Consider the following 24586-nt stretch of genomic DNA (forward strand, 5'->3'; position numbering starts at 1 on the left):
CTAATACTGTAACGCAAATTGTATATACAGTCAATGGTTAGGAAAAAAATTTTTGTAGTAAGATTAACTGATGATGAAAAAGAAAGACTAGAGTATTATGCAGAAATTATGCAAGTATCAATGTCTGAAATAATTCAAGATTACTGCAAAAGTTTGCCAAAACGACCTCAAGCTCAATTAAAGGATTCGCTACCGCTCAATTAATTGCTGGTTTAAATTCATCTCACCGTTAAATCAAAGATTATAATGGGAGTCCTCTTTAAACAACACTGATAGGTTTTATCCTTTTCAGACCATTGAATTAAAATACTATATTTCAATGGAAATTATAAATTAGGTGCTTAGGTGTACAATGAGGTAATAATTATGCTACTGGACATAGATTCTATATGCTCGCACCTTTTCCATTGTACAAATAGTAGCACAAATTTATTTAAAATCAACCCCTTGCTGAAAAATTTTTTCATCTATTTCAAAGGTACAGCGAACAGCGAATTTTTGCATATCAGTCAGGTATATCAGGTATAATATTCGCGGGCAAGATGCCCGCACTAATTATGAAATAAGCTGTCAAGCCTTCTAATTTAGCCGGAGGTACTGATAAGTGAGAACTGAATTTCCTAACCTCCAGTCAAAGAATTTTTAAGTAATTCAATTCCACCCTTGACACCTTCATAACCAAAACGCAGAATTAGACCACTTAAAATCGCACCCATTGCACAAAGGACCAACCCACCTAAACTAATAACACCATCATCATCCAACAAACCAAAACCAGTAACAAAAATCCCGATCGCCGGTAAAGTATTAGTACCCGGAATTGGAATCATCATCGAAATAGCCATCACAGCGATCGCGCAACCAATGACAATTCTACCAACAAAACTCGTACAAATATAACTCAATCGAGGACGAGAAATCAACTCAATTTTCTGTAACCAAGGAATGCCAGACTTCAAAATTCCTTGTATTTTATCCAGAGAGATTGAATGATTTAACCAACTCTTAGGCAACCACGGAGTTTTAGAACCAACTATTAGTTGAACTGCCAATAAAAGTAATAAAATTCCAAATGGAATTGAATAACCAGGAGCAGGTACAGGCAAAGCAGAAGGTAGAGACAAAATTACGAATAAAAAGCCAAAAATTCTCTCTCCTGCTAAATCAATAATGTCTCCCAAAGTAACTTTAGAAGCACATTTTTCGTCAAAAAAATATCGTTGTAATTCTACAGATAATTTGGCCACGAATTTATATTATTTAAAGTTAAATATGGAACTAAGTTAAAAGTACAAAACTTTCAAGGAATATATGATTAGAAGATTTGATAGTAACCATAAGAGATTGACTTATATCATGTTCGGATAATTAGAGATAAAAAAACTTTCTCCTTCTTATATCAAATTCGATAGTATTGGTGTAATTAAATAAAGAGTGTGGGTAGTGTGGGAAGATGGGGATCTCAAGAAAGATTTGGCAATGGCGCTGAGGATGGAACATTTTTTTATACCGAATTAAACTGATTTGATATTATACCTTAAAATTCTCTTTTCTTCCCTCCTTAGTTCTAACTCCTCCCTTATTATTTATCACTAATTATATCGTCTCCGGATAATTAGTGATCAAAAAAACTTTCTCCTTTTCCTCCTCTTTATTCTTTCTTCCCTCCTGAGTTCTGAGTCCTGAGTTATGACCAAAAAATAAGGTCTCAAGCCTGCCCTTTTAATGGGATGAAAAAGCGGTCGAGAGATGGCGATCTTCGGAGCGGGTCTGTAAGAACGGGTCTCCTCGCCATATCTAATCGACCAAGAGAAAGAGAACTCCGTATCTCAAGCCTCCTGCTTTCCTGCGGAATGCTGCGCAAACAGTAGGAGGTACTGATAACTGATAACTAATAACTGAAATGACTCCTCCCTTATTATTTATAACTATTTAACCGGACATGATATTACAAGCTTCTAATATAGAAAATAGCATTCTACAAATATAAAAAACCCAGATAAAATTATGGATATTTTACCAAGATTCTACCGGGGTTATTTCAAGCAAAATAAAACTAAAAATCACAAAGGAATAGTAAATTAGATTAAACTAGATTCTTATTCCTTAAAAAATAAATTAGGTACCAACAGTCCAGGAATTCATATACTCGATTTGTTCTGGAGTCAAAGTATCAATACCAATACCCATTGCTTGTAATTTCAAACGAGCAATTTCTTTATCAACTTCTACAGGAATAGAGTGTAAACCTGGTTCTAATTTACCTTTATTTGTAACTAAATATTCACAAGCTAATGCTTGGTTAGCAAAACTCATATCCATAACTGCACTAGGATGACCTTCAGCAGCAGCTAAGTTAATTAAACGACCTTCACCTAATACAATTACAGACTTACCATTCTTGAGTGTGTACTGTTGAGTGAAAGGTCTAACTGTCTTGATATCAGTAGCATTTTTACCCAAAGTTTCTAGGTCAATTTCAATATCAAAGTGACCGGAGTTACAAACGATCGCTCCATCCTTCATCACATCGAAATGTTCGCCACGAATAACGTGCTTATTACCAGTAACAGTAATAAATAGATCCGCTATAGGAGCAGCTTCCGCCATTGGCATCACCCTAAAACCATCCATGATAGCTTCAATAGCGCGAACTGGATCTACTTCAGTTACAATTACATTTGCACCTAAACCTCTAGCGCGGAGAGCTGCACCTTTACCACACCATCCGTAACCTACAACAACAGTAGTTTTACCAGCTAATAAAACATTAGTAGCACGGATGATACCATCTAAAGTAGATTGACCTGTACCGTAACGGTTATCAAAGAAATGTTTGGTGTCCGCATCGTTAACGTTCATAGCAGGGAAAGTCAACACCCCATCATTGAACATTGCTTTTAGACGAACAATACCTGTAGTAGTTTCTTCTGTAGTACCAATGAGGTCGCTAAGTTGACTTTGTCTCTCTTTGACCATGGTTGCTACTACGTCGCTACCATCATCAATAATAATATTAGGTCTGTGGTCTAAAGCAATTTCAACGTGACGCAGATAAGTTTCTGCATCCTCTCCTTTCATGGCAAACACAGAAATACCATAATCTACTACCAGACTAGCAGCTACATCATCTTGAGTAGATAAAGGGTTACTGGCAATTAATACAGCATCAGCACCAGCATTTTTGAGAGCGATCGCTAAATGAGCAGTTTCGGTTGTCACATGACAGCAAGCTGCTAATTTAATTCCGCTTAATGGCTTTTCTTTGGCGAAGCGTTCTTGAATTTGGCGTAGAACAGGCATTTCTCGGCCTGCCCACTCGATTCTTTGTTTTCCTAGAGGAGCTAGGGACTGGTCTTTAACTTCGTGTTTAATTTGGACGGGTGTTGCAACCATTCAGTTGTTTCCTTGTGTTTCCTTAAAATTTTATTCTTCGCCAGTATAGCTAATTTTACAGAAGTCGATCAAGAGTGTTAATACGACAAAATTTATTTTGACATTCATGCCAATATATGTTAAGTGGTCTGGAAAATTGCCAGCAAAACTGGCCGTGAGAGACCGGAATACAATCAGCGATCACTGATTAATATTATGTCTGTTGGTGTAATATCATGTCCGGTTGAACAGTTATAAAATAAATAACGACGGAGGAGTCAGTCCTCAGGAGTCAGGAGTCATATCATTTCCGGTAGCATCGGAGCGTGTATAAAATTAAGGTGATAATAGGAGAAAACCTTCTGCCTCCAGCATAGCTGCTTTCTGCCTTCCTTCCACCAAAGTCTAATTATTCAACCGGACATGATATCAGGAGGGAATAAAGAAGAAGGAAGAAGAAGAACAGGATAAGAAGAAAAAAGTTTTTTGATCACGCTCTTATCCGGACATGATATAAAAACTTGAGAAATATCTACTTTTCCTTCTTGAAAATTTTCTTCTCTCTTCCTTCTTCCTTACCGGTACTTTGGCAAAAAATATGTTAATAACAGCGTCAAACCCTTATATAGTCAAGGTTTTACATTTAACCAACCTTTTTCCTGATATATCTAGGTTTTCCTGCGGAATGCTACGCAAAGAGCCATTTTTAGCCAGAGCAACGTATTTCCCTTACCGAAAAATTATGGGTATGCGCCTTCCCTTTTCAGAGGATAATAAAGAAAAATTTTCATGATTAGTCAATCCTCTTCTTTTCAAGGAAAGGTAATTATTAATTATTAATTGTTGAACCCTACTAGCTTTGAAGGCATTTTCGCTGTAAAAAATATCAAAGTACCGTTACTGTATTTGTAACAAACAGTTATCAAATTGGTATCACACTATGTGTGCTGCGAGAGTGAAAAAACAGATAAAAAAAAGAGGTTACTCAAACCCCTATGCCTGAAATTATCCGATTGAAAGTATTGTTTTCAAACGATCCTACACAAAAAGCTCATAGTTGCCCAACTATTAATATCTAGAGCATAATCATCAGTTGATAACCCACTTGATTGAACAGCTGATTGACTAGCACTTTGTAAGTCTCGTAATACTGCTTGTGCTACATTCAAAGGATTTAATACTTCTTGAATTACTCCATCGTTTCTAGCTTGACGTACCTCTCCATTAAGAGCAGCTATTGTTTCCTTAAATGGTTGATGGCTACAGATAATTAGACTTTCTGCCAACCCTTTAGGACCGATTAGTTTCCACCCAAAAGATTCTGTATCTCTAGGAAAATTACTAATCACAGGAGGCATATTTACGCTATCTTCTGGAGAAATAACTAACCCGGTTTGTGAAGACTCATTATTATTGAGAGGTTGATTAGATGCAGCAGGATCGAGAACAAAAATGCGCCCACTACTGTCTAAACTGAATAACATAAAATAGACTGGGCGATCGCCGTCATTATATGATCGACATTGAATTCGACTACCAATTGGTAATGTGAGTAATCCATCAGAAACTCCAAAGCTGCCTACACCTTCTATGTTCGTTTTAAATTTCGCCTCATTACTTACCCCTAAAGTTTCCCTACGCATAACTATCTTTGCTTCTGGAGTAATAGTAGCGAAATTGGCTCTGACTTTAATTTGAGTCGAACTTTCATTTCTCGTTAAGCGTAGTATTTTAGCTGCGAGTAAAGTTTTTAATTGGGAACTTAACCTTTGTACTGCTACTTTTACTGCTTCTCCTCCTTCCCCTCCTTCTCCTACACTAGTGGGTATAAGCACCTCGCCTAGAGAAAATAGAGCATAACGACCTTGGTACATCGAAGGTAGAGGAGCAGAGAGACTTTGAGCAATAGTTGTTTCTGGTACTCGACTAAATATATAATCTGCTGCTTGAATATTGTTTACTACTGTAACTTGGGACTCTGCGGAGAATCCACTGGTAGCATCTACCCGCTCAATTCTTGACAGTTCCCGATCGAGAGCAATAGTCAATTCAGTAGGTTTCGGCAAAATACGAATTTTTTCTCGCACCATTTCTCCTGCCAAAAGTTGAGGATTAGGAGAAGATGTTTGAGTATTTTTTTGTGTTTGGTTGTTTAGATTTTCTCCATTTTCAAACTTCTGTTTTTCCTGCTCTGACAACTCTTGTGAATTATTAGTTTCAATAATTATAGAAGCTTTAGCTTTTAAACCACTCCGACTGCGAATTTGTAATTTAAATTGGTAGTTGTTTGAGTTTAAATCCGAAGAAGGTACAGTTGTGAATAGGGAATTATATGTAACTGCATCAAGAACATTTATTGGCAGTCCTCCTAGCCAAAGGGTTGCTGTTTTGCCGTTATCTTCTACTGAGTTAACTACGCCACTAGCAGGGGGTGATAGGGAGGTCAAGAGATTTTGATAAGGCGTAGCTACTGGAGTTATGGTAGCTTTTTTGGTAAATTGAGCTATACTTTGTTGTGTTGCTTCTTTGAGTTCCGGTTGCTGATAAGTTCCAGCTAGTTGTTCGACGAAGCTAGTGCTTTGTGCAAAACTAATTTGTAGTTTGGTTGCAGGGGTTGTATGCCATAAATTTTGGGTAAGAGCATAAGTGAATAAACCCGAGCTAAAACCATTCCAATCAGTTTCGGTAGCAAATTGGCTATCTCTACTAGCATTAAGGATCAATCCTGGTAGTTGGCTTTGATTAATTGGCTGTCTTCTTTCTAAAGAGAGGCGATCGCGTAGCAGTGTTTGCATTGCTTTCTCTTTTTTATTAATTTGCTCCGTAGTCGAACTAGGTCGAGAGCGAACTCTGAGAAAACCTTGCAAACTTTGACCGGGATATACATAGCTCGTGTCTAGTACAGTCACTACTTTTGTTGTATCAAGCGATTGCACTAATAACCATAGAGTTTCTTCTAGTACGTCATTTATTGCTCTACCTTCATTGTTAAGTGATACAGCGTCTATTGGCACTAGAGTATTTTGAAATGTTAATTTTGAGGAACTGGACTCATTTTGTTCATTCTCATTTATCATTTTGCTGACACGACTACCATAACCACTAAAGTGAAAGAGAACTAGGTCATCAGGTCTAGCTTGATTAGTGAGATGATCAATAAAAGCTGTTTCTATATTTTCTCTAGTTGCTTGTTTATTTGTGAGAGTGAGAATATCAGTAGGTAAAAAACCAAACTTATGAACTAGCAATTCCTGTTGCATCTCCACATCTGTAACACACCCAGATAGAGCTGCATCCGGATATTCGTTAATACCTATGAGAAGTGCTAATTTACGTCCAGTAGTTTGAGCTAGAGCAGTTGAGTAACGACTTTGGAGTCGCCACCACCATGCTTCACTTATTCCCAATGCTCCCAGGGCCAAGCTAGCCCTTTGCAGAAATTCACGCCGCTTTAATCCCATGCTTTTTCCTTAAACTCCTCACCTGAACTGAGTCAATCAGGACTTTTTATCACAACATTATTATTAATTTTCTACATAATTGAAGCATTCTGCAGTTAACCAATAGGGCTGATCATAGCAAACTTTAAACACTTGCGAGTTTAATTTACTACATCTTTCAGGTCAGCTCCTAAGCAGCCATCCAGTTAAAGCAAATTTAATATAGATAACTTTACCCAATTCTTAGTGGAGGTTGAAAAGCTTACTTTTTGTATAGCTTTTTCAACCCACCTCCAAATTCTGGTACAATCATGCTTCATACTTTAAGGAGTGTACCAGAAAAATTTCTGCTAATATCAGCTAGATGCTTTCATTGCTTTAGCCAACTCTTGAGCCACCTCTGGTCGTGAAAATTCTGGTGGTGGTAACTCACCCCGACGTAACATTTCTCGTACTTTTGTTCCTGATAGATGAATTCGTTCTTCTGGCAAACTTGGACTTGTTTTACTTGTGGCCATACCTTTAGTACGAGTACAGTAGAAAGCGTGTTCAAACTTCATTGGAACAATATCTAACTCTCCGGGTTCAAACTCATCAAAGATATATTGAGCATCATAAGTACCATAATAATCCCCTACCCCGGCATGATCTCGACCAACGATGAAATGAGTACAACCATAGTTTTTCCGCACTAAAGCATGAAAAATTGCTTCCCTTGGGCCAGCATAACGCATGGCTGAGGGATTAATGGCCATAATTACTCGGTTTTGAGGAAAGTATTTCTCAAACATAATCTCGTAGCAACGCATCCGGACATCAGCAGGAATGTCATCGGATTTTGTCGCACCTACTAAAGGATGTAGAAATAAACCATCTACTGTTTCTAAAGCACACTTTTGAATATATTCATGGGCACGGTGGATGGGGTTACGAGTCTGGAAACCTACTACTGTCTTCCAATCCCTTTCTAGAAATAGTTTTCTGGACTCGGCTGGATCGATTTGATATTTGGGAAATAATGGGTGAGGATGACGTTCTAATAACCATACTGGACCGGCCAAGTTAACGGGGCCAGCATCATAGAGAACTTTTACTCCTGGATGTTTGATTTCGTCTGTACGATAAACATTAATTGCTTCATGGGCTTTATTGTAGCGAAACTTTTGAGTTAATTCTAAAACTCCTACAAATTCTCCATCGGGAGAATCAAGACGCACCCAACTTCCTTCTTTGATTGAATCTGCTACTTCTTCTGAGACTGGTAGAGTGACTGGTATACTCCAAGGTAGACCATTTTGAAGACGCATATCAGTAACTACGGTTTCATAGTCTGCCGCTTCCATAAAGCCATTTAGAGGACTAAAGCCTCCTATAGCTATCATCACTAAGTCTGAAAGTGCTCGTTTATCTAGTTGTACTCGTGGTAAGCTTTCAGCTTTTTCCATGAACTCTTGTCGTTCTGCTGGTGTGGCAATCCGATTAATCAGATGGCCACCGTGTGCTGGTATACCATTGGGATGCTGACTCAAAGCAATTCCTCTCTTTGTTAACTACAGTAGTTGATCAAAATTAGGTTTTCTCATCTCGATCTTACATCTTTGAGGCACTTCTATCTTCAAATTTAGTTGTTAGAAGTTATTAGAAGTTGACTGAGGTTAAGGTAATTATCAAAGATGCTTTCTTTTTTCTAACTTCTGTAGTTGTAATTATATGACCGGACTTAATCAAAATTATATCTAAGGCCCAGGGTGGTAAAAAAATTGTGTCGCTATCTATGTCAAAACTCTAAATATTAATAAATCACAATTTATTAATATAGCATTTCTATTTAATTAAGCTGTGAGAATATTTTTGAGGAATAAAGCAACTGGGAATTAAATTAGGAATATTTGTTTGATCGTTACAGTCATAAAATCTTACTACATTCGTAACAAAATCTAAATTAATTATAGATCATCAAGTCTGACATTATTATCAGTATTTTCTTTTCTCTAATTTTCAGAGATTTTCTACACAATCTAATGTAGATATAAAAAAAGTAAAAATCAGATAATGTAAAGTTATGTAAATAAAATGTTGTCTTGAATGTAAATAATTTGACAAAAACTGGTTTGACAAATTAGTATTATCTAAATAAGAAGTTGATAAAACTACAAAATTTAACTAGATAAACTATTAGCAATCTTTGATAATAAGTGCTAAAAGTACGCCATTATATTTTGAGGACAAATTAAAGAATAAAGTCAAGATTTTGCATCTGATTAATAATTAATTAGAGGTCAAAAAATTAGCACTCGCCTTGAAAGACTGCTAACTTAAATGTATCTAAAATATAGTTATAATATCAAAAATAATTAGAGAGGAAACACAGAAATGCAGTATACTTTTGAACTTTTAGGTATTTCTCCAATCTTACATTTTTTTAATCACCAACAAAAACTGCAAGTAGAAAAAAACTTAACTGTAGAATATCTAGGAAACCATGAATGTTCTCTAGATGTGTTTATAAAATCTGTTGAAAATGTTTCTACTGATCGTGGTTGGAGAGTAGATAAAGTTGTCGAAACAGTGATTAATTTTTGGATGAATAATCCTGATAGTATTCAGTATTGGAATTCTCGCTTAAAAGATGCTGGGGAGGAAAACCTTTTAGTGGCAAGAGTGGGAGATATTAAATCTTTAAGGCAATCCTTTGAATTATTATTGAATAATTAGGTGGTATTGATGTGGGTCTGGAGATATTTCATTCGCCAATGTAATGTCTACATAAAGACGGGCAATAAAAGTAATATTTTCAGACTTTTTATCTTAAAAATTGAAATTTGGAATTTTCTTAATTCAGATAAGTTAGCTATATTGCATAAGTTAGGTAAACTCGTGATTTTTTGATCTAATATTATGTCCGGATAATAGCGTGACAAAAAAAATTTTCTACACTTTAAAACTTCCTCTTCTTCCCTGCTGAGAGAATCACTTTGATTAGCGTAGTTATGACGATTGGAGATTTTTTTTATGTCCAATCAAATGGATTTGATATGATTTATGTCATGTCCGATAGCATCGGTATTGTCAGCGTGAAGGTAAGGAAGAAGGAAGAAGGAAGAAGGAGGAAGGTTTTAGTTATCTAGGAGAGAGGGAAGAAGGCTTAAAAGCTTGAAACAAGGTAAATTTCCTGTAGATATTCATCTTTGGTTTGACACAAAAGCGCCCCAGCGGACATGATATTATGCAAGAGGTCTAATTAAAAAAAATTGGTATAGCAGTCGCAGGAAAGGGCGCGGACATATCAAAAACTGAAAACTCAGACAAAGCCAGATTTTTCCTTCTTCCTTCTTCCTTATTCTTTCTTTCTTCTTCCTTCTTATTCACAAATAACAACTTGAGGTGCTAATAATAAATTTTCCTCGGATTTGATTAACTGCCCAATACCCAGAAAGACACCTTCAATATTGTATACTCGCAGAGGATTTTCAGTTTTTTCATCTTCTATTTCCCATGTTTGTTGATAAGGTAAATGTTGACCTTGACACCATCTTTTGGCATCCTCAATAACTAAAACTATTGTTTGTAAATGTGCCAATGCTACTTCTGGTGATAATAGATTAAATGTTTTTTGTTGCAGTTGAGTTTCCATCTGCTCAAAGGTAAGACTATCTTTCAAAGAAAAGCCACTACTTTCTGTTCGAGTTAAAGTAGCTAAAGTCCCTCCAGTATTTAAAACAGCACCTAGATCGCGAGCGATCGCCCGAATATAAGTTCCAGTACCACAAGCGATCGCTAAATCCAGCTCAGGAAAATCTCCACTCCGCCATTCAAGAACTTCTAAACTAGACACTTCTACAACCCGAGTAGGAATTTCAACAGTTTTTCCCTGACGAGCTAAATCATAAAGTCGCTTTCCTTCCACCTGTATTGCACTGTAACTAGGAGGCAGTTGTTCAATTTTTCCTAAGAAATTTGGCAGCACTGCTTCTATATCAGACAATGTTAACTGTGGCGCTAGTGTAGATTTAACAATTTCTCCCTCTAAATCATCAGTGGTCGTAATTACACCAAATTTGACTGTGCCACAATAAGCTTTTTCTGAGCGTAGAAACTGTAATAATCTAGTTGCTTTTCCCACGGCAATAGGTAAGACACCAGTAGCCGCAGGATCGAGAGTTCCTCCATGGCCAACACGCTTGAGACCTAGTAACTTTCTTACTTTTGCTACACAGTCATGGGAAGTCATGCCAGATGGTTTGTTGAGATTGAGAAAGCCTTGCATTATATGGGTTTGCACACTATGGAATGATATTGCCAAAAATTAGTTTAGACTTTGAGTAAAAAACCTAATATTAATCATTTTAGCAATTGATTAATCCAAAATCCTGTTCATCAAAAATCTAAAATCATTTGTCACTGTGCAATGCCAGTTTTTCAATTTTACCTTCAGCTAATAGACATCTCCAAGAATAAAAAATCAATATCTATATCCCAAAGAAATTATCAATTCTTTCCCCTCCACGGTCGGGCCCCGCGGGTGGGTTCCCTACTGCCTACTCCCTACTGCCTACTCCCTATGGGTGGAGGAGATGTCTAATTATCATTACATTTAAGCAACGCCCATTATATTGTTATTCCACCCATAATTTTTCGTTATAGCGCTGCAGGCAACAGGCAACAGCTCCGGAAGGCAACAGGGGGAATAAATTGTGGATAATATAAGACTTTTAGCTATTTGGCCTCTCCTGCAATTTGTAAATATACCAGCGCTCATTGCTATATTCTTTGGTTTTATATCAGGTCTCATTAATTAGACGTAAATATTAATGATCTTCATCAATTATCTTGAGAATCTATCAAATTTCCCCCTAATCCCTACTCCCTACTCCCTACTCCCTAATCAATGTTATCATTTTCTTTGTGGGTTTAATACCCCACCGTCAACGGGGGTGTTCACGCATTACTTGGGGGAGCGTAGACGCGGAGCGGCAGGTCGTTGACTATCCCCATGTAATTTTCCTCCTGTCTCCTGTCTCCTGTCTCCTGTCTCCTTCTTCAATTGTGGGTATTTAAAGAGACATGATATTAGATAATAGTAAAGTCAAGATCGCCTTCTACAACATTCAGCACTATTGCCAGATAATCTTCTTCATCATCCCTCAACCTAATAGCTACACCGTTTTCTCCACCTACAACTGTTGTCTCAAATTCTATGTCACTACGCTCCAAACCATTAATTAATCCAATTTGATCGTCTTCTTCAGGGTTGTAGTCTGTAATAATATCTGCATCTGATGGACTGAGACCACCTGTATTTTCACTAATAGCAAATAAATCTTCTCCTGTTCCTCCAGTTAAAGTATCAGAGTCGCGGTCGCCGACTAGAGTATCATCACCTTCACCTCCATCTAGAGAATCATCTTCTTTACCTCCCAAGAGGCTATCATCTTCTAAACCTCCAAAAAGACGGTCATTCCCTTTATTACCATAAAGTGTATCTTCATTTTCTTCACCAAATAGAGAGTCATTATTCCTACCACCCCACAATGTGTCGCTACCATCACCCCCTAGAATAGAATCCTGTTGTTGACCACCTAGTAGGGAATCATTACCTTCACCTCCGAGCAAAGTATCATTATCTCCCTCTCCAAAAATTCTATCTCCTCCGCCTCTACCTTCTATAGAATCTCGACCTCCCATTCCCATAATGAGGTCTGCTCCTGCTGTACCATTGATACTCTCATCCTCTTCTGTGCCGAGAATTTCATTGAATTGATTTCCAGAACTCCCACTTCCATCGGTGCTTGTGCTATTACCACTCCCATCGCCATTACCACCTCTATTGGTATCGTTACCCCCTCCTGGCATTGATTCATCAATAATCGAAGGCCCAAAAAAACTAAACAGATCGATTACACCGTTAAAAAGGTCTTCTTGTGTTGCCGTGACCATAAAACTTTACCGAATAACTTCTTTGTGAATAATATTTATATTTATATTTATAGTAATAGTATAGATTGGTTAAGACATAAAGTGATACAGTATCCGGATAATTAGTTATCGTATAAGTCAGGAGTCAGGAGTCAGGAGTCAGGAGTCAGGAGAAAGTAGTGAGAAAGTAGTGAGAAAGTCAGGATGAGAGTGGGAAAAATCTTGGGATATTCCGGCATTTTATGTCTGTATTTAATGGAAGTAGAAAGTGAGATAACTGTATAACCGGATTTCATATGATAATGATTTTTAGACAGGAAAATGTTTTTCCTACTGTTTCTAGAGCCAGGGAAACGGAGTTTAGATCGCAAATCTAGAGAGAGCCTTAAAGATTAACACTATATATAGTGTCCTTACGTAAGTCCTGTTTTTAGATGATTTTGCCACTGAATATGGTCTGGGAAAGAATAAAAGAGTTCTACTGGTCATCGATAAAGCCGGTTGGCATACCAGTCATAGTTTGAAGATACCACAGGGTTTGGATTTAATCTATTTACCTGCCAAGTCACCAGAACTACAACCAGCAGAAGGTTTGTGGCCTTTAACTAATGAAGTTGTGGCCAATAGCTCTCCCCTTTCTTTAGATGAACTTGAAGAACTATTAGTCTTTCGGTGTCAACAACTAATGAAACAGCATGATTTAATACAAGGACTAACTTGCTTCCATTGGTGGCCTCAAACTAGGGCTGTTCAATTATAAGCGATCGTTTGAACATAAAGGTAGTTTGCGAACGCCATCTTTTTGGCCATAAAGTTTGAATACTGCTACTGTAATGATTCTGGCTTTATTATAAGTGATCATCCGAACATGATATTAGACTGTTATGAAATCACTGGAGGTAATGTCATTTGCTATTACCCCTTCAAGTACAGTTAAAACTTCATTAGTGAGGGTGACCTTAACTTCAGTGCTTGTACCTGCATTTTCAATCGTTAATTCGCTGAAAGTTAAACCGTTAGATAATCCAAGTTTATCGTTATTAACTTCAAAGTCTGTAATAATGTCAGTTCCATCTCCTTGACTATAGATAAATACATCATTACCACCACCACCAGTTAGGGTGTCATCACCAAGACCACCTGTAAGTTGGTTGGCAGAATTATCACCTATAAGTTCATCATCACCATCAGAAGCAATCAAGTTCTCAATATTTGTTAAAGTATCTTTAGCGACAACCGTATTGATAATAGCATCTTCCCAAACTTCAGCTATCTTATCGTAACCACTAGCTGTCAGATGATAACCATCCTTAGTGATGTCACTAGACTCTAAAGGTGTATTAAAAATATCTACGAAATGTACATTATGTCCACTAGATTTTCTGGGTTCAACTATTTCACTAGGTATTCGCTCGTTAAACTCCTCAGTTCTCGCTTCTCTGTCCGAGTTACTAAAGTTTGGCAAAATAGATGCAACTAAAATTTGTGATTCTGGTAGTGCTGTGTTCATTCGATCTACCAGATCACCAAGGTCTGCAAGAGCAGTATCTGGACTATCCCCTTTATTAATATCATTTGTACCTGCCATCAATAAAACCATATCAGGATCATAAGTGGCTAAGGTATCTTCAATATTTGTGTATCTTGCCACTGATGGGTGATTTTTACCTCGAGCTTTACTGGCGTTATCTGTAAGTTGATTAATAGTGAATTTACCACGACCTTCGTGGTCTTGATCAATATCAGAAGGACCACTGTATGCTGTACCAACAAAATCTATATTGTAGCCAGCACCATTTAAAGACCTCCATAATTCGTTACGATAGCCAGCATTGCTGGCATCACTAGGATATCCGCTAGTGTTAGAGTCGCCTAGAGGTAAAATTTTAAAGTCTTCAGACCAAGTTTCAAACTTACGGCTGACTTCACCAGTCATCTATGCTAGCAATAAGTCCACTGGTCTTGTTGCTAGCATAGATGACTGTATCTTTACCCTCACCGCCATCGTAGCTGTTGTTACCAGAACTACTGACGAAATTATCATCACCAGGACCACCGTTAAAAGTATTATCTCCACCTAAACCATTATCTGGAGAAGAAGCATCATTGTCTACAACTGTTAACACCGCTGTCTCCTCAGTGCCGAGGGTGGCTCCTCCTGTAGGGGAGGATAAAGTTAGATTAATTGTTTCGTCATTCTCTTGCTCACTGTCATCAACAATAGAGATATTAATTGTTTTCTCTGTTTCTCCATCTGCAAAATCAACTGTTATGGGAGTGCTGTCATAATCATTATCTGCTGTTGCTGTACCGTTAGAGGGGGTAACTGTCACACTGACTGCTCCATCACTGCCACTGCTACGAGTAACTATGACGGCACCTTGAGTAGTACCATCTTCATTTATGCTGTAAGTGGTGTCGCTAAAGGATAATGTTCCTGGTGCTGGCTCTGGTGCTGGTGCTGGTGCTGGTGCTGGCTCTGGTGCTGGTGCTGGTGCTGGCTCTGGCGCTGCAACAGGGATAAATTCAATGTAATCAAATCTTGCCCTCTCCCCTCCCTCTTTTTCACCGTTAAGGGTGATGTTTTCTCCATTATTAATCTGTAGACTTGTAGCGATAGTCCGCTCTACAAAATTTTTACTACTCACCGAGCTATTACCCAAATCTTGGTCAAATACCGAGGAATCAATGGTCTGATTACCAATTTCTACTGAAACAGAAGATTGACCATCTTTTTCATCATAGTAACCTACTACTACATTGTATGTACCTGTATCTCCTGTAAACTGAGTTGTGGCACTACCTTGTGTGTGTTTTCTGGATACAGAGACTACTGCATCACCTGAAGCTACACTTCTGGATTCAGATTTGTAGCCACTTAGAGTCATATCTTCTGCTTCTATACGCAATGGTGAACCACTATTACCATTATCTGGAGAAGAAGCATCATTGTCTACAACTGTTAACACCGCTGTCTCCTCAGTGCCGAGGGTGGCTCCTCCTGTAGGGGAGGATAAAGTTAGATTAATTGTTTCGTCATCCTCTTGCTCACTGTCATCAACAATAGAGATATTAATTGTTTTCTCTGTTTCTCCATCTGCAAAATCAACTGTTATGGGAGTGCTGCCATAATCATTATCTGCTGTGGCTTGCTATTAATTGTTGGTAAACAATGAAAGTATAGGCAACAAACACTAAGATCAAATGACGCATCATACTGGTTTGATCTCTGAGTTGATCTTCTTTTCAACCCAACCATCCCAGAGCTTCCCGATCAAACTTTTCAATATAGTTTCTCTCACAAAAGGTTGTGACTATCCATTCTCCGGTCACACTTTTATAGAACCCCTGAGCGTATCTCTCAAAATTTAGGCGATCGCCAATCTCTGAAGCATTAGTCGAATAAAACACATAATTTACTTGGCAGTAGCATTTTCCAGGGTTCTTTTCCTGGGGAATGCTGCGCAAACAAAATTTTTAGTCAAGCTTTTACACCTCTCAATCCAGGAATTGGTTCTTTCCATCACCCACCAGGATTGAACAGTAACAAACCCTTTTTTTCCCAGATTCTCTTTCTCTAACTTTGATGGTTTTGGCGATAGTTTAAACCTAATCTTAGTCATAATTGCCAGATAAATTTTCTTTAACTCCTCTATGATCTTTTCAGGGTGGTATCCATAATCAAGTAAGATAGTAGTCTGAGGAATATTGACTGGTTTGGATTTCAAATAGTCGATGTTGTTAGGGAAACGGAGTTTAGATCGCAAATCTAGAGAGAGTCTTAAAGATTAACACTATATATAGTGTCCTTGCGTAAGTCCTGTCAAAGTTTAAACTAATTTTTGGCAATATTATTCCATAATCTGCAACCCTAAAAGAATTGCTTGGTTATTTTTGTCAGAGCCTAATAAACCTGGTCGTAATTAAAGTTATTTTTTAAAAGAGGATATTGGGATACTTTCAGATTGGCGAGATTTACTAGTCAGGAGTCGTGATTTTTAATTCCTATGGATCTAAGACCTTCAGCAAATATGATGACTTATTTGCTGGTCTTAAGTTTGATTGCCCACTAATTTATTCTTACTCCTGTCTTGTGTCTTCTGATTCATTCTAGTTTATACCAAATCTGATTATTAAAGATGATCAGATTTAACCCTCTCCTCATCTTCCCTATACCCTGTCTCCCCATTTATATAAAAGGATACTCTATAAACTTAATTTAGTATTATATAGCAGTCTGAGGTGTTGTTAATAGACATCTGGTAAAAATCAAAAATAAAATTAATTCTTATCCATAAATTATCAATTATTTCTCCCTGTTGCTTTCCGGAGCTGTTGCCTGTTGCCACTTTTCTGGAGATGTCTAATAGTTACTCCCTTATTGAATCAATTAAGTTTGCCTATTTTATAAGATTAAAGGACTCTTCTAAAGGTCTATTCCTATTTCTGATGAATTTCAATGTCCTTATTTGAGAAATTATTTTGGCGAAGCTATAGATTTCTGCTAATTTTAAACTAAGTCGATAATAATAATCAAAGCTAAAAAAATTATTTTTTGGTATTCAGACTTGCAAGTAATGAGAAAAGCTAGTGAATCATGAATTTATGAATTGACAAATTAATAGCTAATGACCATAGATCGAGCTATTAGAATAATACTTAATACTGGAGTGCAAATAAATATAATGTTAAATGCAACAGAAATATTAATAAATGCTTTCGTAAAAGAGTTACAAGCAGGTTACCATCGTACTTATGGTGGTTTTAAGCCAAACTATCCAGAAATTATTGCCTGGGCAGGAAATATGGCTCTAGAAAATATTGCTAATTGTGATGCTTTATATCACAACGTTGAACATACAATGTTAGTTACTCTTGTCGGGCAAGAAATTTTGCGGGGTAAGCACATTCGTGAAGGTGGGGTGTCTCCCGAAGATTGGTTACATTATATTATTTCATTATTGTGCCACGATATTGGTTATGTTAAAGGAGTTTGTCGAGAGGACCAAGAATTGTTAAGTTTATATGCTACAGGAATCAATGATGGAATGGTTTCTTTGGCAGATGGTGCTACTTCAGCTAGTCTTACTCCTTATCATGTGGATCGAGGTAAATTAGTAATAGATGAACGTTTTGGTGGTCATCGACTAATTGATGCAGATCAAATTAAACGTAATATTGAACTAACTCGTTTTCCTATTCCTAAGGCAGAAACTCATCAAGATAGAAATAATTTTTCTGGATTATCAAGAGCAGCAGATTTAATCGGTCAATTAAGCGACCCTAATTATTTGCTGAAAATTGGTGCTTTATTCTATGAATTTGAAGAAGTTGGCACTAATAAGGTTTTGGGTTATGAATCTCCAGCGGATCTAAGACGTAGCTATGCAAAATTTTATTGGGATGGGGTTTATCCTTATATTCCGGCAGCTATTAATTATTTAGAATTGACTCAAAGTGGCAAACAAATTATTGCTAATCTCTACGCAAATGTGTTTCAGGTAGAACATGAACCAAAGGAAAAAACTAATGGTACAAAATTACTAGATGCCAAGAATAAAAGTTACACGAATGGAGATATTCCCAAAACAACACCAGTGAATAAAAAGAAATTTAGTGAAATTTTAGGCTTGAATTTATAACTAGAAAAAATATGATTTTCACAAAAAAAACTATCAATCAATATAATTAATTTATGTAATTCAAATTAGATGTGATTTGAGTTAGTTTGCACGATGGTAAGTCACTGGTATAGAATCCAATCTAAGATTTAATAAATAACCACAATACATAATTTAGTTATAGCCTTTGAAAAGACATTGGAATTAAGCTTTAGGCCAAAGATTAGATTTGTTAAATAGAACCAGATGTTAATTGAGTTATTAGTTAACAGTTAACAGTACCTGCTGCAATAGGGAAGCTAGAAGATGCATAATTTTCTTTTTTATCCCCTCTTAAAATGCTTTTATCCCCTCTTAAAATCCTATTCCTTATACGAAACTCCTGAAAACTTTGTGGGGAGTGTGGGGAGAGTGGGGAGTAATATTATGTTTGGATAATCAGTTATAAATAAAATTTAAGGACTGAGAGTACTGACGGTACCAAAGAAATACTGAAATTATCAATACTATTCTCCAATATTTCCTCTTTTTCTCCTTTTTTTCCTCCTGAATCCTGACTCTTGACTCCTGAGGACTCACAACATTTATTTATAAGTATTCAACCGAATATGATATAAGAATCTTGTCTACAGTTCTCAAAAAAATGTATTTTTCAATATACTTTTCTCTGGAAAAAGACTCTAAAAGACTTACACATAACTTGTCTATTTTATCAAGTTTTATGTTAACTAAAGATGTGGGTAATGGATAGCTTAAAAGGGGAGGGTTGAGAACTTTTTTTTCGCTCAAATTGACCTTTGCTCATTCATTTAATGTTCTATATATAGGTTAAATTTACAGTAAACTAGACAGTCATTTCCAATCAGTAGAATTAAAACAGACTAAGAAACTATTTATTAAATACAAATAATTTTATTTTAAAGTACAATAAAATCATCTCATAAGATTAGATAAGTATTGGCGATGTTAGTTAATTTCTCATACCATTTATTTGTAATAATGCACTTAATAATTGTTGCTGATACTTTATCAAACTGATTTTATCATATTTTTTTAAGTACAACTTCATGGAGAAATGGTATAACAAAAAAAGTAAATTTTTTGGTAGACCAACATTTAAAAAGTCAGATAAATGAAAATCACTAATTTTTACTAGAGTTAATCATCTCAAGACTGCAATTACAGCGCTTTTCTATTTAACTAGACTACAAAATTATTTTGGTTTAGGGAGTAGGGAGCACGGAGCAGGATAATACTTTGCTAACTGTGGCCTATCTATTTAAAAAATGCTATAAGTTTGACAGTAAATAAATAATTATTAGTAGATTTGGGAATTTTCTAGTAATAGTTTATAGACCTATTTAAGATCGTTTTACTATCAAGAATACAGCTATAACTAAACAAACTGAGAACCTATAATATATCTCATTTACAGCGGTTTTAATTTCGGTAGACCACAGTAGGGAGTAGAGTCGGGACGTTCATGAAACCTCCCTATAGGGCGCATGATTGTGACGATGTGGTTGATTAATATGAAAAGCGCTGTATAGTAAAAATACTGGATAATTAGGGCTTGCTGATTAAATATAAAAGCATTGACATATAAAGACAAGTGCCTTTTTGGGAACGAAAAAAGTGCGCCTGTTTCAGTCTAAAACGCTCAAAAAGTTAGTATTTTAGGCGCATAGTTGGGCAGAAAAATCATTCTTACAATTCTTACTCCTACTTCCTCGCTCCCGATCCATTTCTCCTGTCTCCTGTCTCCTGTCTCCTGTCTCCTACCCCTACTAAAATACTTTTGAGCGCAAACCCTAATTATGCTTTTTAGCTTGTATCTGATAGCTATTTTAAAGCAGCAAAACTGAAGAGCTAAAACACTTTAAATTTATTGATGAGATTTATTTAAAGATGTAAAAAAGCACTTTTACTTTATGTCTAAAGAGGAATTATATCGTCAAAGTTAGATAAATTTTTAACTCAATATAGGTTCTTCTACTTATTTGATTTTCAGGAGTAAAACCATTTCTTGTGGATTAATACTATACATCAATTTTTGTATCAACTAATTGTAGGGGGAGAACTTCCGCAACACTTCTATGCACTCGTTTATTCCTCTTGGTATATAGCAGTCAAAGGAAAGGGTGCGGACATATCAAAAGCTTAAAACTCAGACAACGTAAGATTTTTCTTTTTTCCTTCTGCTATAACAAAAAAAATCAAATAAATATCGGTATTGAGAATACGATCAAAATATTGGGTCTAAGGAGAAAAAAACATGGCAAAGTTAACACCAGAATTAGAGCAGCATGCTCAACAATTGAGGCAGAAACTTCAAGAAGCTGGCTATGCTTACTATGTGCTTGATAACCCTATTATGGAAGATACTGTTTACGACCGCCTAATTCGAGAATTACAAGAATTAGAAACCCAATATCCTCAATTAATTGTTCCAGATAGTCCTACCCAAAGAGTGGGAGAAAAACCAGCAACTAAATTTATATCAATTGAACATAATATTCCTCTTTATAGTCTGGAAAATGCTTTTAATATTGAGGAATTAAAAAATTGGCAAGAACGTTGGCAACGTCAAATAGAAATCGATCCCCATCCTGATACGGTAGATTATGTTTGTGAACTAAAAATTGACGGTTCTGCTTTAGCTCTAACTTATGAAAATGGTTTGTTAGTCAGAGGAGCTACTCGTGGAGATGGAATTACAGGAGAAGATATTACTCAAAATGTCAAAACAATTAAAAGTATTCCCTTAAAACTAAAAATAGATAATCCACCCTCAATAATAGAAGTTCGAGGTGAAGCTTTTTTATCAATTAATGTATTTGAAAGTATCAACGCAGAAAGAGAAAAAATAGGAGAACCACTATTTGCTAATCCCCGTAATTCAGCAGCAGGTACTTTGCGACAATTAGATTCAAAAATAGTTGCTCGACGCCGACTAGATTTTTTCGCTTATACACTTTATATAAAATCTGAAATTAACTCAAAATTATCTCAACTTTCTACTCAATGGCAATATTTAGAATTACTACAAAAATTAGGTTTTAAAGTTAATCCTCATCGTCAAATTTGCTCATCTTTAGATGACATTCAAAAATACTATAAATATTGGGATACCGAACGAAAAAATTTGCCCTATTTAACCGATGGAGTTGTAGTTAAACTTAATTCTTTACCACTACAAAAAAAATTAGGATTTACTCAAAAATTTCCTCGGTGGGCGATCGCTCTTAAATATCCTGCTGAAGAAGTCCCGACCATTGTCGAAGCAGTCACAATTCAAGTGGGCCGTACTGGGGCACTTACCCCTGTGGCAGAATTAAAATCTGTCCAGTTAGCAGGTACAACAGTACAAAGGGCGTCTCTACATAATAGCGATCGCCTGGCGGAACTAAATCTACATATTGGAGATACTGCAATAGTCCGCAAAGCAGGAGAAATTATTCCAGAAGTAGTACGAGTTTTGCCAGAACTACGTCCCACAAATGCTCAACTATTTCAAATGCCTACTCACTGTCCAGAATGCAGTCAACCTGCGGTCAAACCTACCGATGAGGCAATAATGAGATGTATCAACTCTTCATGTCCTGCTATTCTTCGGGGTTCTTTGGTACATTGGGCATCTAGAGGTGCTCTGGATATTCATGGTTTGGGGGAAAAATTAGTACAGCAGATGGTCAATAGTGGTTTAGTTGAGTCGGTGGCCGATCTATATGATTTAACTGTCAAAAGTTTGACTTCCCTCGAACGCATGGGACAAAAGTCGGCCAGTAAATTGGTGGATGCGATCGCTAGTTCCAAAAGCAAATCTTGGCCACGGGTGCTTTATGGTTTGGGTATTCGTCATGTGGGTAGCGTAAATGCAGAGTTATTAACTCAGAAGTTTTCCAATGTAGGACAGTTGGCACAGGCAAAGGCGACAGATATCGAAGCAGTCTATGGAATTGGTCCAGAAATTGCTCAATCAGTTGAACAGTGGTTTCAGGTTTCAGCTAATCAGAAGTTGGTAGAACGTCTGAGTAATGCTGGAGTGGTGATGGATGTAAGAACAGATACGGGCAATGTGGCAAAAGAGCAAAGTGCATTTTTAGCAGGCAAAACTTTTGTGTTAACGGGAACTTTACCAACCTTGAAGCGGGATGAGGCAAAGAGTTTGATTGAAACTGCTGGTGGTAAGGTGACAAGTACGGTGAGTTCTAAGACTGATTTTGTTGTGGTAGGAAAAGATCCAGGTTCTAAGTTACAGAAGGCCGAAAAGTTGGGGATCGACCAGTTGAGTGAAGCACAGTTATTGGGAATTTTGGAGAGTTTCGACTTAGTTAACAATTTGCGCAATTTATCGACATAATACGATAGTTCTCACAGGCAAGTAGTAACGAGGGTGACGCTTTGTATCTTCTGCACTAATCCCTGCTTCAGCATTTCTGGGGTGTCTATACTATATAGACGTAGACCTATCCTGAAATCCCGCTTCCTACGCTAAAACGGCGTAGTAAGGGTTTGAGGACTTTTTTAGTTATGTTAATTGACAAAGACTTAAATGTAAGTATAGAGTGTAGAGATGCGGTTGGCTTGACCGTTAATGCCTGTGGATGAGTAACCGCCGACGGCCTCAGCAGAAGCAGGAAGTAAACATCAATTTGTCGCATCGATGTGACGCTTTGTATCAGTTTTATGAAGCAGCGGTAGGTTGTAAGTTAGGTAAGCGAAAAATCATTATAGATTTTATATTCCCTCACAGGAGTGCGCATTCCCTCTCTTGGTCAGCATTCCCATGGCGAGGAGACCTCGCCGGGTTCCGACTGCTTGCGTCTATCGCACCCCGCGGGGTCGCACCGCTGTTCCCTGTTTCCTTTGACAAAAATTGGATGTATGGTTGAGATGCAAAACAGCTTATTATAATTAAAGTCCTTTTTAATGAAAATCATTAAGAATTATGATATGGAATATTAACAAGGAAGCAGAATATAAAGAATTTAGTTACTCCTGTATAAAATCATCTTTATACTGGTGCTTCAAACTTATAGCCAACTTTAATAATAGTTTTTATATATTCAAAATCACAACCACAACTTTTTATTTTCTTGCGAATCTGACTAATATGCACATCACAAACTTTTGCGCTGCCAAACCAATGACTATCTTCACCCTTAAATACTTTATCGCACAATTCAGAGCGACTCCAAACATATCCTGGTTGATTAGCCATACAAAATAATAAATTAAATTGTAGATTAGTTAGAGAAACAATTTTATGCTGAAATCTTACTTCTTTTTCAACATTATTTATTACTAAATCCCCAAATACAAGCCGTTCTAATTTTATCGGAGAAAGTAACCTTTGACGTTTCAATATTGCTTTAAGACGAGCATTCAGTTCTACTAAACTAAATGGTTTTGTGAGATAATCATCAGCACCTAACTGAAAAGCTCGGACTTTAGCTACTTCATCACATAGACTGCTCAACATCAGTACCAACACATCATTGTAACTCTGCATTTCCTGACAAAGCTGAAAACCAGTAGTATCTGGTAGATTTATATCTAAAACAACTAAGTCTGGTTGAAATTCTTTAAATAAAATTAAAGCTGTTTTACCATCTTCTGCGGACTCTACTTGATATTCTTGGTTAGTTAAAAAACGATGAACTAAAATTCTGATTGCCTGGTCATCATCAACTACAAGAATTTTATGAGATGCCATATTAACAACGCTCCTAATTTTTCCACAGGTACATTACCAGTTTAACTCCTACGACAATTATCGCAAACTAACCTAATAGACATCTCCTATCATAAAAAATCAAATCAATTATCACACTAGATATATCAATTCTTTCCCCTCCTGGGAGGGGGAGGGGCGAGGGGTGGGTTCCCTACAGCAAAGCTGCCTACTGCCTCTTTTGGAGGAGATGTCTAATAAGTCTAAAAAATGTAATTTTTCAGATTTATAATATGGCACATCATTTATATTATGTTAGAGCTTTGTTGGATGAAAGTCGCGATCGCAGCAACCCCCTCCTTGGGGTAAATAACAGCTTGACATAATCTATGATTATCTAGTACCTGGACTTTTGAAAAAAAATGAAGTAATATCATGTCCGGTAGCATCGTTTGTGTATAATTGAAGAGGAGAAAAATAATTCCCAGGAGCGATCGCCATTATGCCAAGACGCTTAAGTATCCAAGAACACCTAAGTATAGATGAACTAGAAAGAA

The 24586-nt window shown here is 36.8% G+C and carries 16 protein-coding genes and 1 pseudogene; 6 read left to right on the top strand and 11 right to left on the bottom strand.

Annotated elements, in window-relative coordinates; translation table 11 throughout:
* The first annotated feature begins 33 nt into the window (after positions 1 to 33).
* On the top strand, positions 34 to 204 hold the full coding sequence (locus F6K06_RS02265; protein WP_124142829.1) for a DNA-binding protein: 171 nt from the start codon (positions 34 to 36) through the stop codon (positions 202 to 204).
* A gap of 416 nt (positions 205 to 620) precedes the next feature.
* Here F6K06_RS02265 and F6K06_RS02270 read toward each other — a convergent pair whose 3' ends face one another.
* The 4 genes from F6K06_RS02270 to sat form a co-directional block, all read right to left on the bottom strand.
* A complete protein-coding gene (locus F6K06_RS02270; RefSeq protein WP_124142830.1) occupies positions 621 to 1247 on the bottom strand; it encodes an exopolysaccharide biosynthesis protein in 627 nt (208 codons plus the stop codon).
* Positions 1248 to 2118: 871 nt separating this feature from the next.
* Positions 2119 to 3396 (bottom strand): adenosylhomocysteinase, encoded by a 1278-nt coding sequence (ahcY, locus tag F6K06_RS02275; RefSeq protein ID WP_124142831.1) that lies wholly within the window; start codon positions 3394 to 3396, stop codon positions 2119 to 2121.
* Positions 3397 to 4403: 1007 nt separating this feature from the next.
* On the bottom strand, positions 4404 to 6836 hold the full coding sequence (locus F6K06_RS02280; RefSeq protein WP_287239927.1) for a caspase family protein: 2433 nt from the start codon (positions 6834 to 6836) through the stop codon (positions 4404 to 4406).
* Positions 6837 to 7171: 335 nt separating this feature from the next.
* On the bottom strand, positions 7172 to 8344 hold the full coding sequence (gene sat / locus F6K06_RS02285; protein ID WP_124142833.1) for a sulfate adenylyltransferase: 1173 nt from the start codon (positions 8342 to 8344) through the stop codon (positions 7172 to 7174).
* Between the two features lie 844 nt (positions 8345 to 9188).
* Here sat and F6K06_RS02290 point away from each other — a divergent pair.
* Together F6K06_RS02290 and F6K06_RS02295 are read left to right on the top strand one after the other, a co-directional pair.
* A complete protein-coding gene (locus F6K06_RS02290; RefSeq protein ID WP_287239930.1) occupies positions 9189 to 9530 on the top strand; it encodes a hypothetical protein in 342 nt (113 codons plus the stop codon).
* A gap of 260 nt (positions 9531 to 9790) precedes the next feature.
* Entirely contained in the window at positions 9791 to 9943 is a 153-nt protein-coding gene (locus tag F6K06_RS02295; RefSeq protein WP_287308825.1) for a hypothetical protein, read from the top strand.
* A gap of 233 nt (positions 9944 to 10176) precedes the next feature.
* Here the strand turns inward: F6K06_RS02295 and truB are convergent, their stop codons facing one another.
* Positions 10177 to 11082: a tRNA pseudouridine(55) synthase TruB gene (truB, locus tag F6K06_RS02300; protein WP_287239932.1), complete on the bottom strand. Its 906-nt coding sequence runs from the start codon at positions 11080 to 11082 to the stop codon at positions 10177 to 10179.
* Positions 11083 to 11885: 803 nt separating this feature from the next.
* A complete protein-coding gene (locus F6K06_RS02305; RefSeq protein ID WP_124144843.1) occupies positions 11886 to 12752 on the bottom strand; it encodes a calcium-binding protein in 867 nt (288 codons plus the stop codon).
* Between the two features lie 403 nt (positions 12753 to 13155).
* Between F6K06_RS02305 and F6K06_RS02310 the strand changes: the two genes are divergently transcribed.
* Positions 13156 to 13491 (top strand): transposase, encoded by a 336-nt coding sequence (locus tag F6K06_RS02310; RefSeq protein ID WP_353734925.1) that lies wholly within the window; start codon positions 13156 to 13158, stop codon positions 13489 to 13491.
* A 114-nt stretch (positions 13492 to 13605) separates the two neighbouring features.
* Here the strand turns inward: F6K06_RS02310 and F6K06_RS02315 are convergent, their stop codons facing one another.
* From F6K06_RS02315 to F6K06_RS02325, 4 genes and pseudogenes are all read right to left on the bottom strand, one after another.
* The gene (locus F6K06_RS02315) at positions 13606 to 14667 is read right to left on the bottom strand and encodes an SGNH/GDSL hydrolase family protein (protein ID WP_124144845.1); all 1062 of its coding nucleotides are present in this window, start codon (positions 14665 to 14667) and stop codon (positions 13606 to 13608) included.
* The gene (locus tag F6K06_RS02320) at positions 14657 to 15619 is read right to left on the bottom strand and encodes a Calx-beta domain-containing protein (RefSeq protein ID WP_375340269.1); all 963 of its coding nucleotides are present in this window, start codon (positions 15617 to 15619) and stop codon (positions 14657 to 14659) included. The genes F6K06_RS02315 and F6K06_RS02320 overlap by 11 nt, the downstream gene beginning before the upstream one ends.
* 69 nt (positions 15620 to 15688) lie before the next feature.
* A pseudogene (locus tag F6K06_RS34500) lies at positions 15689 to 15868 on the bottom strand (Calx-beta domain-containing protein); the annotation flags it as partial.
* Between the two features lie 109 nt (positions 15869 to 15977).
* Positions 15978 to 16142, bottom strand: coding sequence for a hypothetical protein (locus F6K06_RS02325; protein WP_161564505.1), 165 nt, complete (start codon positions 16140 to 16142; stop codon positions 15978 to 15980).
* A 1274-nt stretch (positions 16143 to 17416) separates the two neighbouring features.
* On the opposite strand from F6K06_RS02325, the gene F6K06_RS02335 reads away from it, so the two are divergent.
* On the top strand, positions 17417 to 18373 hold the full coding sequence (locus F6K06_RS02335) for an Npun_R2479 family HD domain-containing metalloprotein (RefSeq protein ID WP_124144847.1): 957 nt from the start codon (positions 17417 to 17419) through the stop codon (positions 18371 to 18373).
* 2254 nt (positions 18374 to 20627) lie between these two features.
* Positions 20628 to 22715 (top strand): NAD-dependent DNA ligase LigA, encoded by a 2088-nt coding sequence (gene ligA, locus F6K06_RS02340; protein WP_124147513.1) that lies wholly within the window; start codon positions 20628 to 20630, stop codon positions 22713 to 22715.
* Between the two features lie 654 nt (positions 22716 to 23369).
* Here the strand turns inward: ligA and F6K06_RS02345 are convergent.
* Positions 23370 to 24071 carry a response regulator transcription factor gene (locus F6K06_RS02345; protein ID WP_124145266.1) on the bottom strand — a complete coding sequence of 234 codons (702 nt, stop codon included), beginning with the start codon at positions 24069 to 24071 and terminating at the stop codon, positions 23370 to 23372.
* Positions 24072 to 24586: the final 515 nt, after the last annotated feature.

This window comes from Okeania sp. SIO1H4 (genome assembly GCF_010672695.1).
Classification (GTDB): domain Bacteria; phylum Cyanobacteriota; class Cyanobacteriia; order Cyanobacteriales; family Microcoleaceae; genus Okeania; species Okeania hirsuta.

Excerpts from the sequence above, each read along its gene's own strand:
- ligA (WP_124147513.1), top strand. The coding sequence starts at position 20,628 with ATGGCAAAGTTAACACCAGAATTAGAGCAGCATGCTCAACAATTGAGG.
- F6K06_RS02305 (WP_124144843.1), bottom strand. The coding sequence starts at position 12,752 with ATGGTCACGGCAACACAAGAAGACCTTTTTAACGGTGTAATCGATCTG.
- F6K06_RS02345 (WP_124145266.1), bottom strand. The coding sequence starts at position 24,071 with ATGGCATCTCATAAAATTCTTGTAGTTGATGATGACCAGGCAATCAGA.
- ahcY (WP_124142831.1), bottom strand. The coding sequence starts at position 3,396 with ATGGTTGCAACACCCGTCCAAATTAAACACGAAGTTAAAGACCAGTCC.
- F6K06_RS02315 (WP_124144845.1), bottom strand. The coding sequence starts at position 14,667 with ATGACTGGTGAAGTCAGCCGTAAGTTTGAAACTTGGTCTGAAGACTTT.
- F6K06_RS02290 (WP_287239930.1), top strand. The coding sequence starts at position 9,189 with ATGCAGTATACTTTTGAACTTTTAGGTATTTCTCCAATCTTACATTTT.
- F6K06_RS02335 (WP_124144847.1), top strand. The coding sequence starts at position 17,417 with ATGTTAAATGCAACAGAAATATTAATAAATGCTTTCGTAAAAGAGTTA.
- truB (WP_287239932.1), bottom strand. The coding sequence starts at position 11,082 with ATGCAAGGCTTTCTCAATCTCAACAAACCATCTGGCATGACTTCCCAT.
- F6K06_RS02320 (WP_375340269.1), bottom strand. The coding sequence starts at position 15,619 with ATGACTCTAAGTGGCTACAAATCTGAATCCAGAAGTGTAGCTTCAGGT.
- F6K06_RS02280 (WP_287239927.1), bottom strand. The coding sequence starts at position 6,836 with ATGGGATTAAAGCGGCGTGAATTTCTGCAAAGGGCTAGCTTGGCCCTG.
- F6K06_RS02265 (WP_124142829.1), top strand. The coding sequence starts at position 34 with ATGGTTAGGAAAAAAATTTTTGTAGTAAGATTAACTGATGATGAAAAA.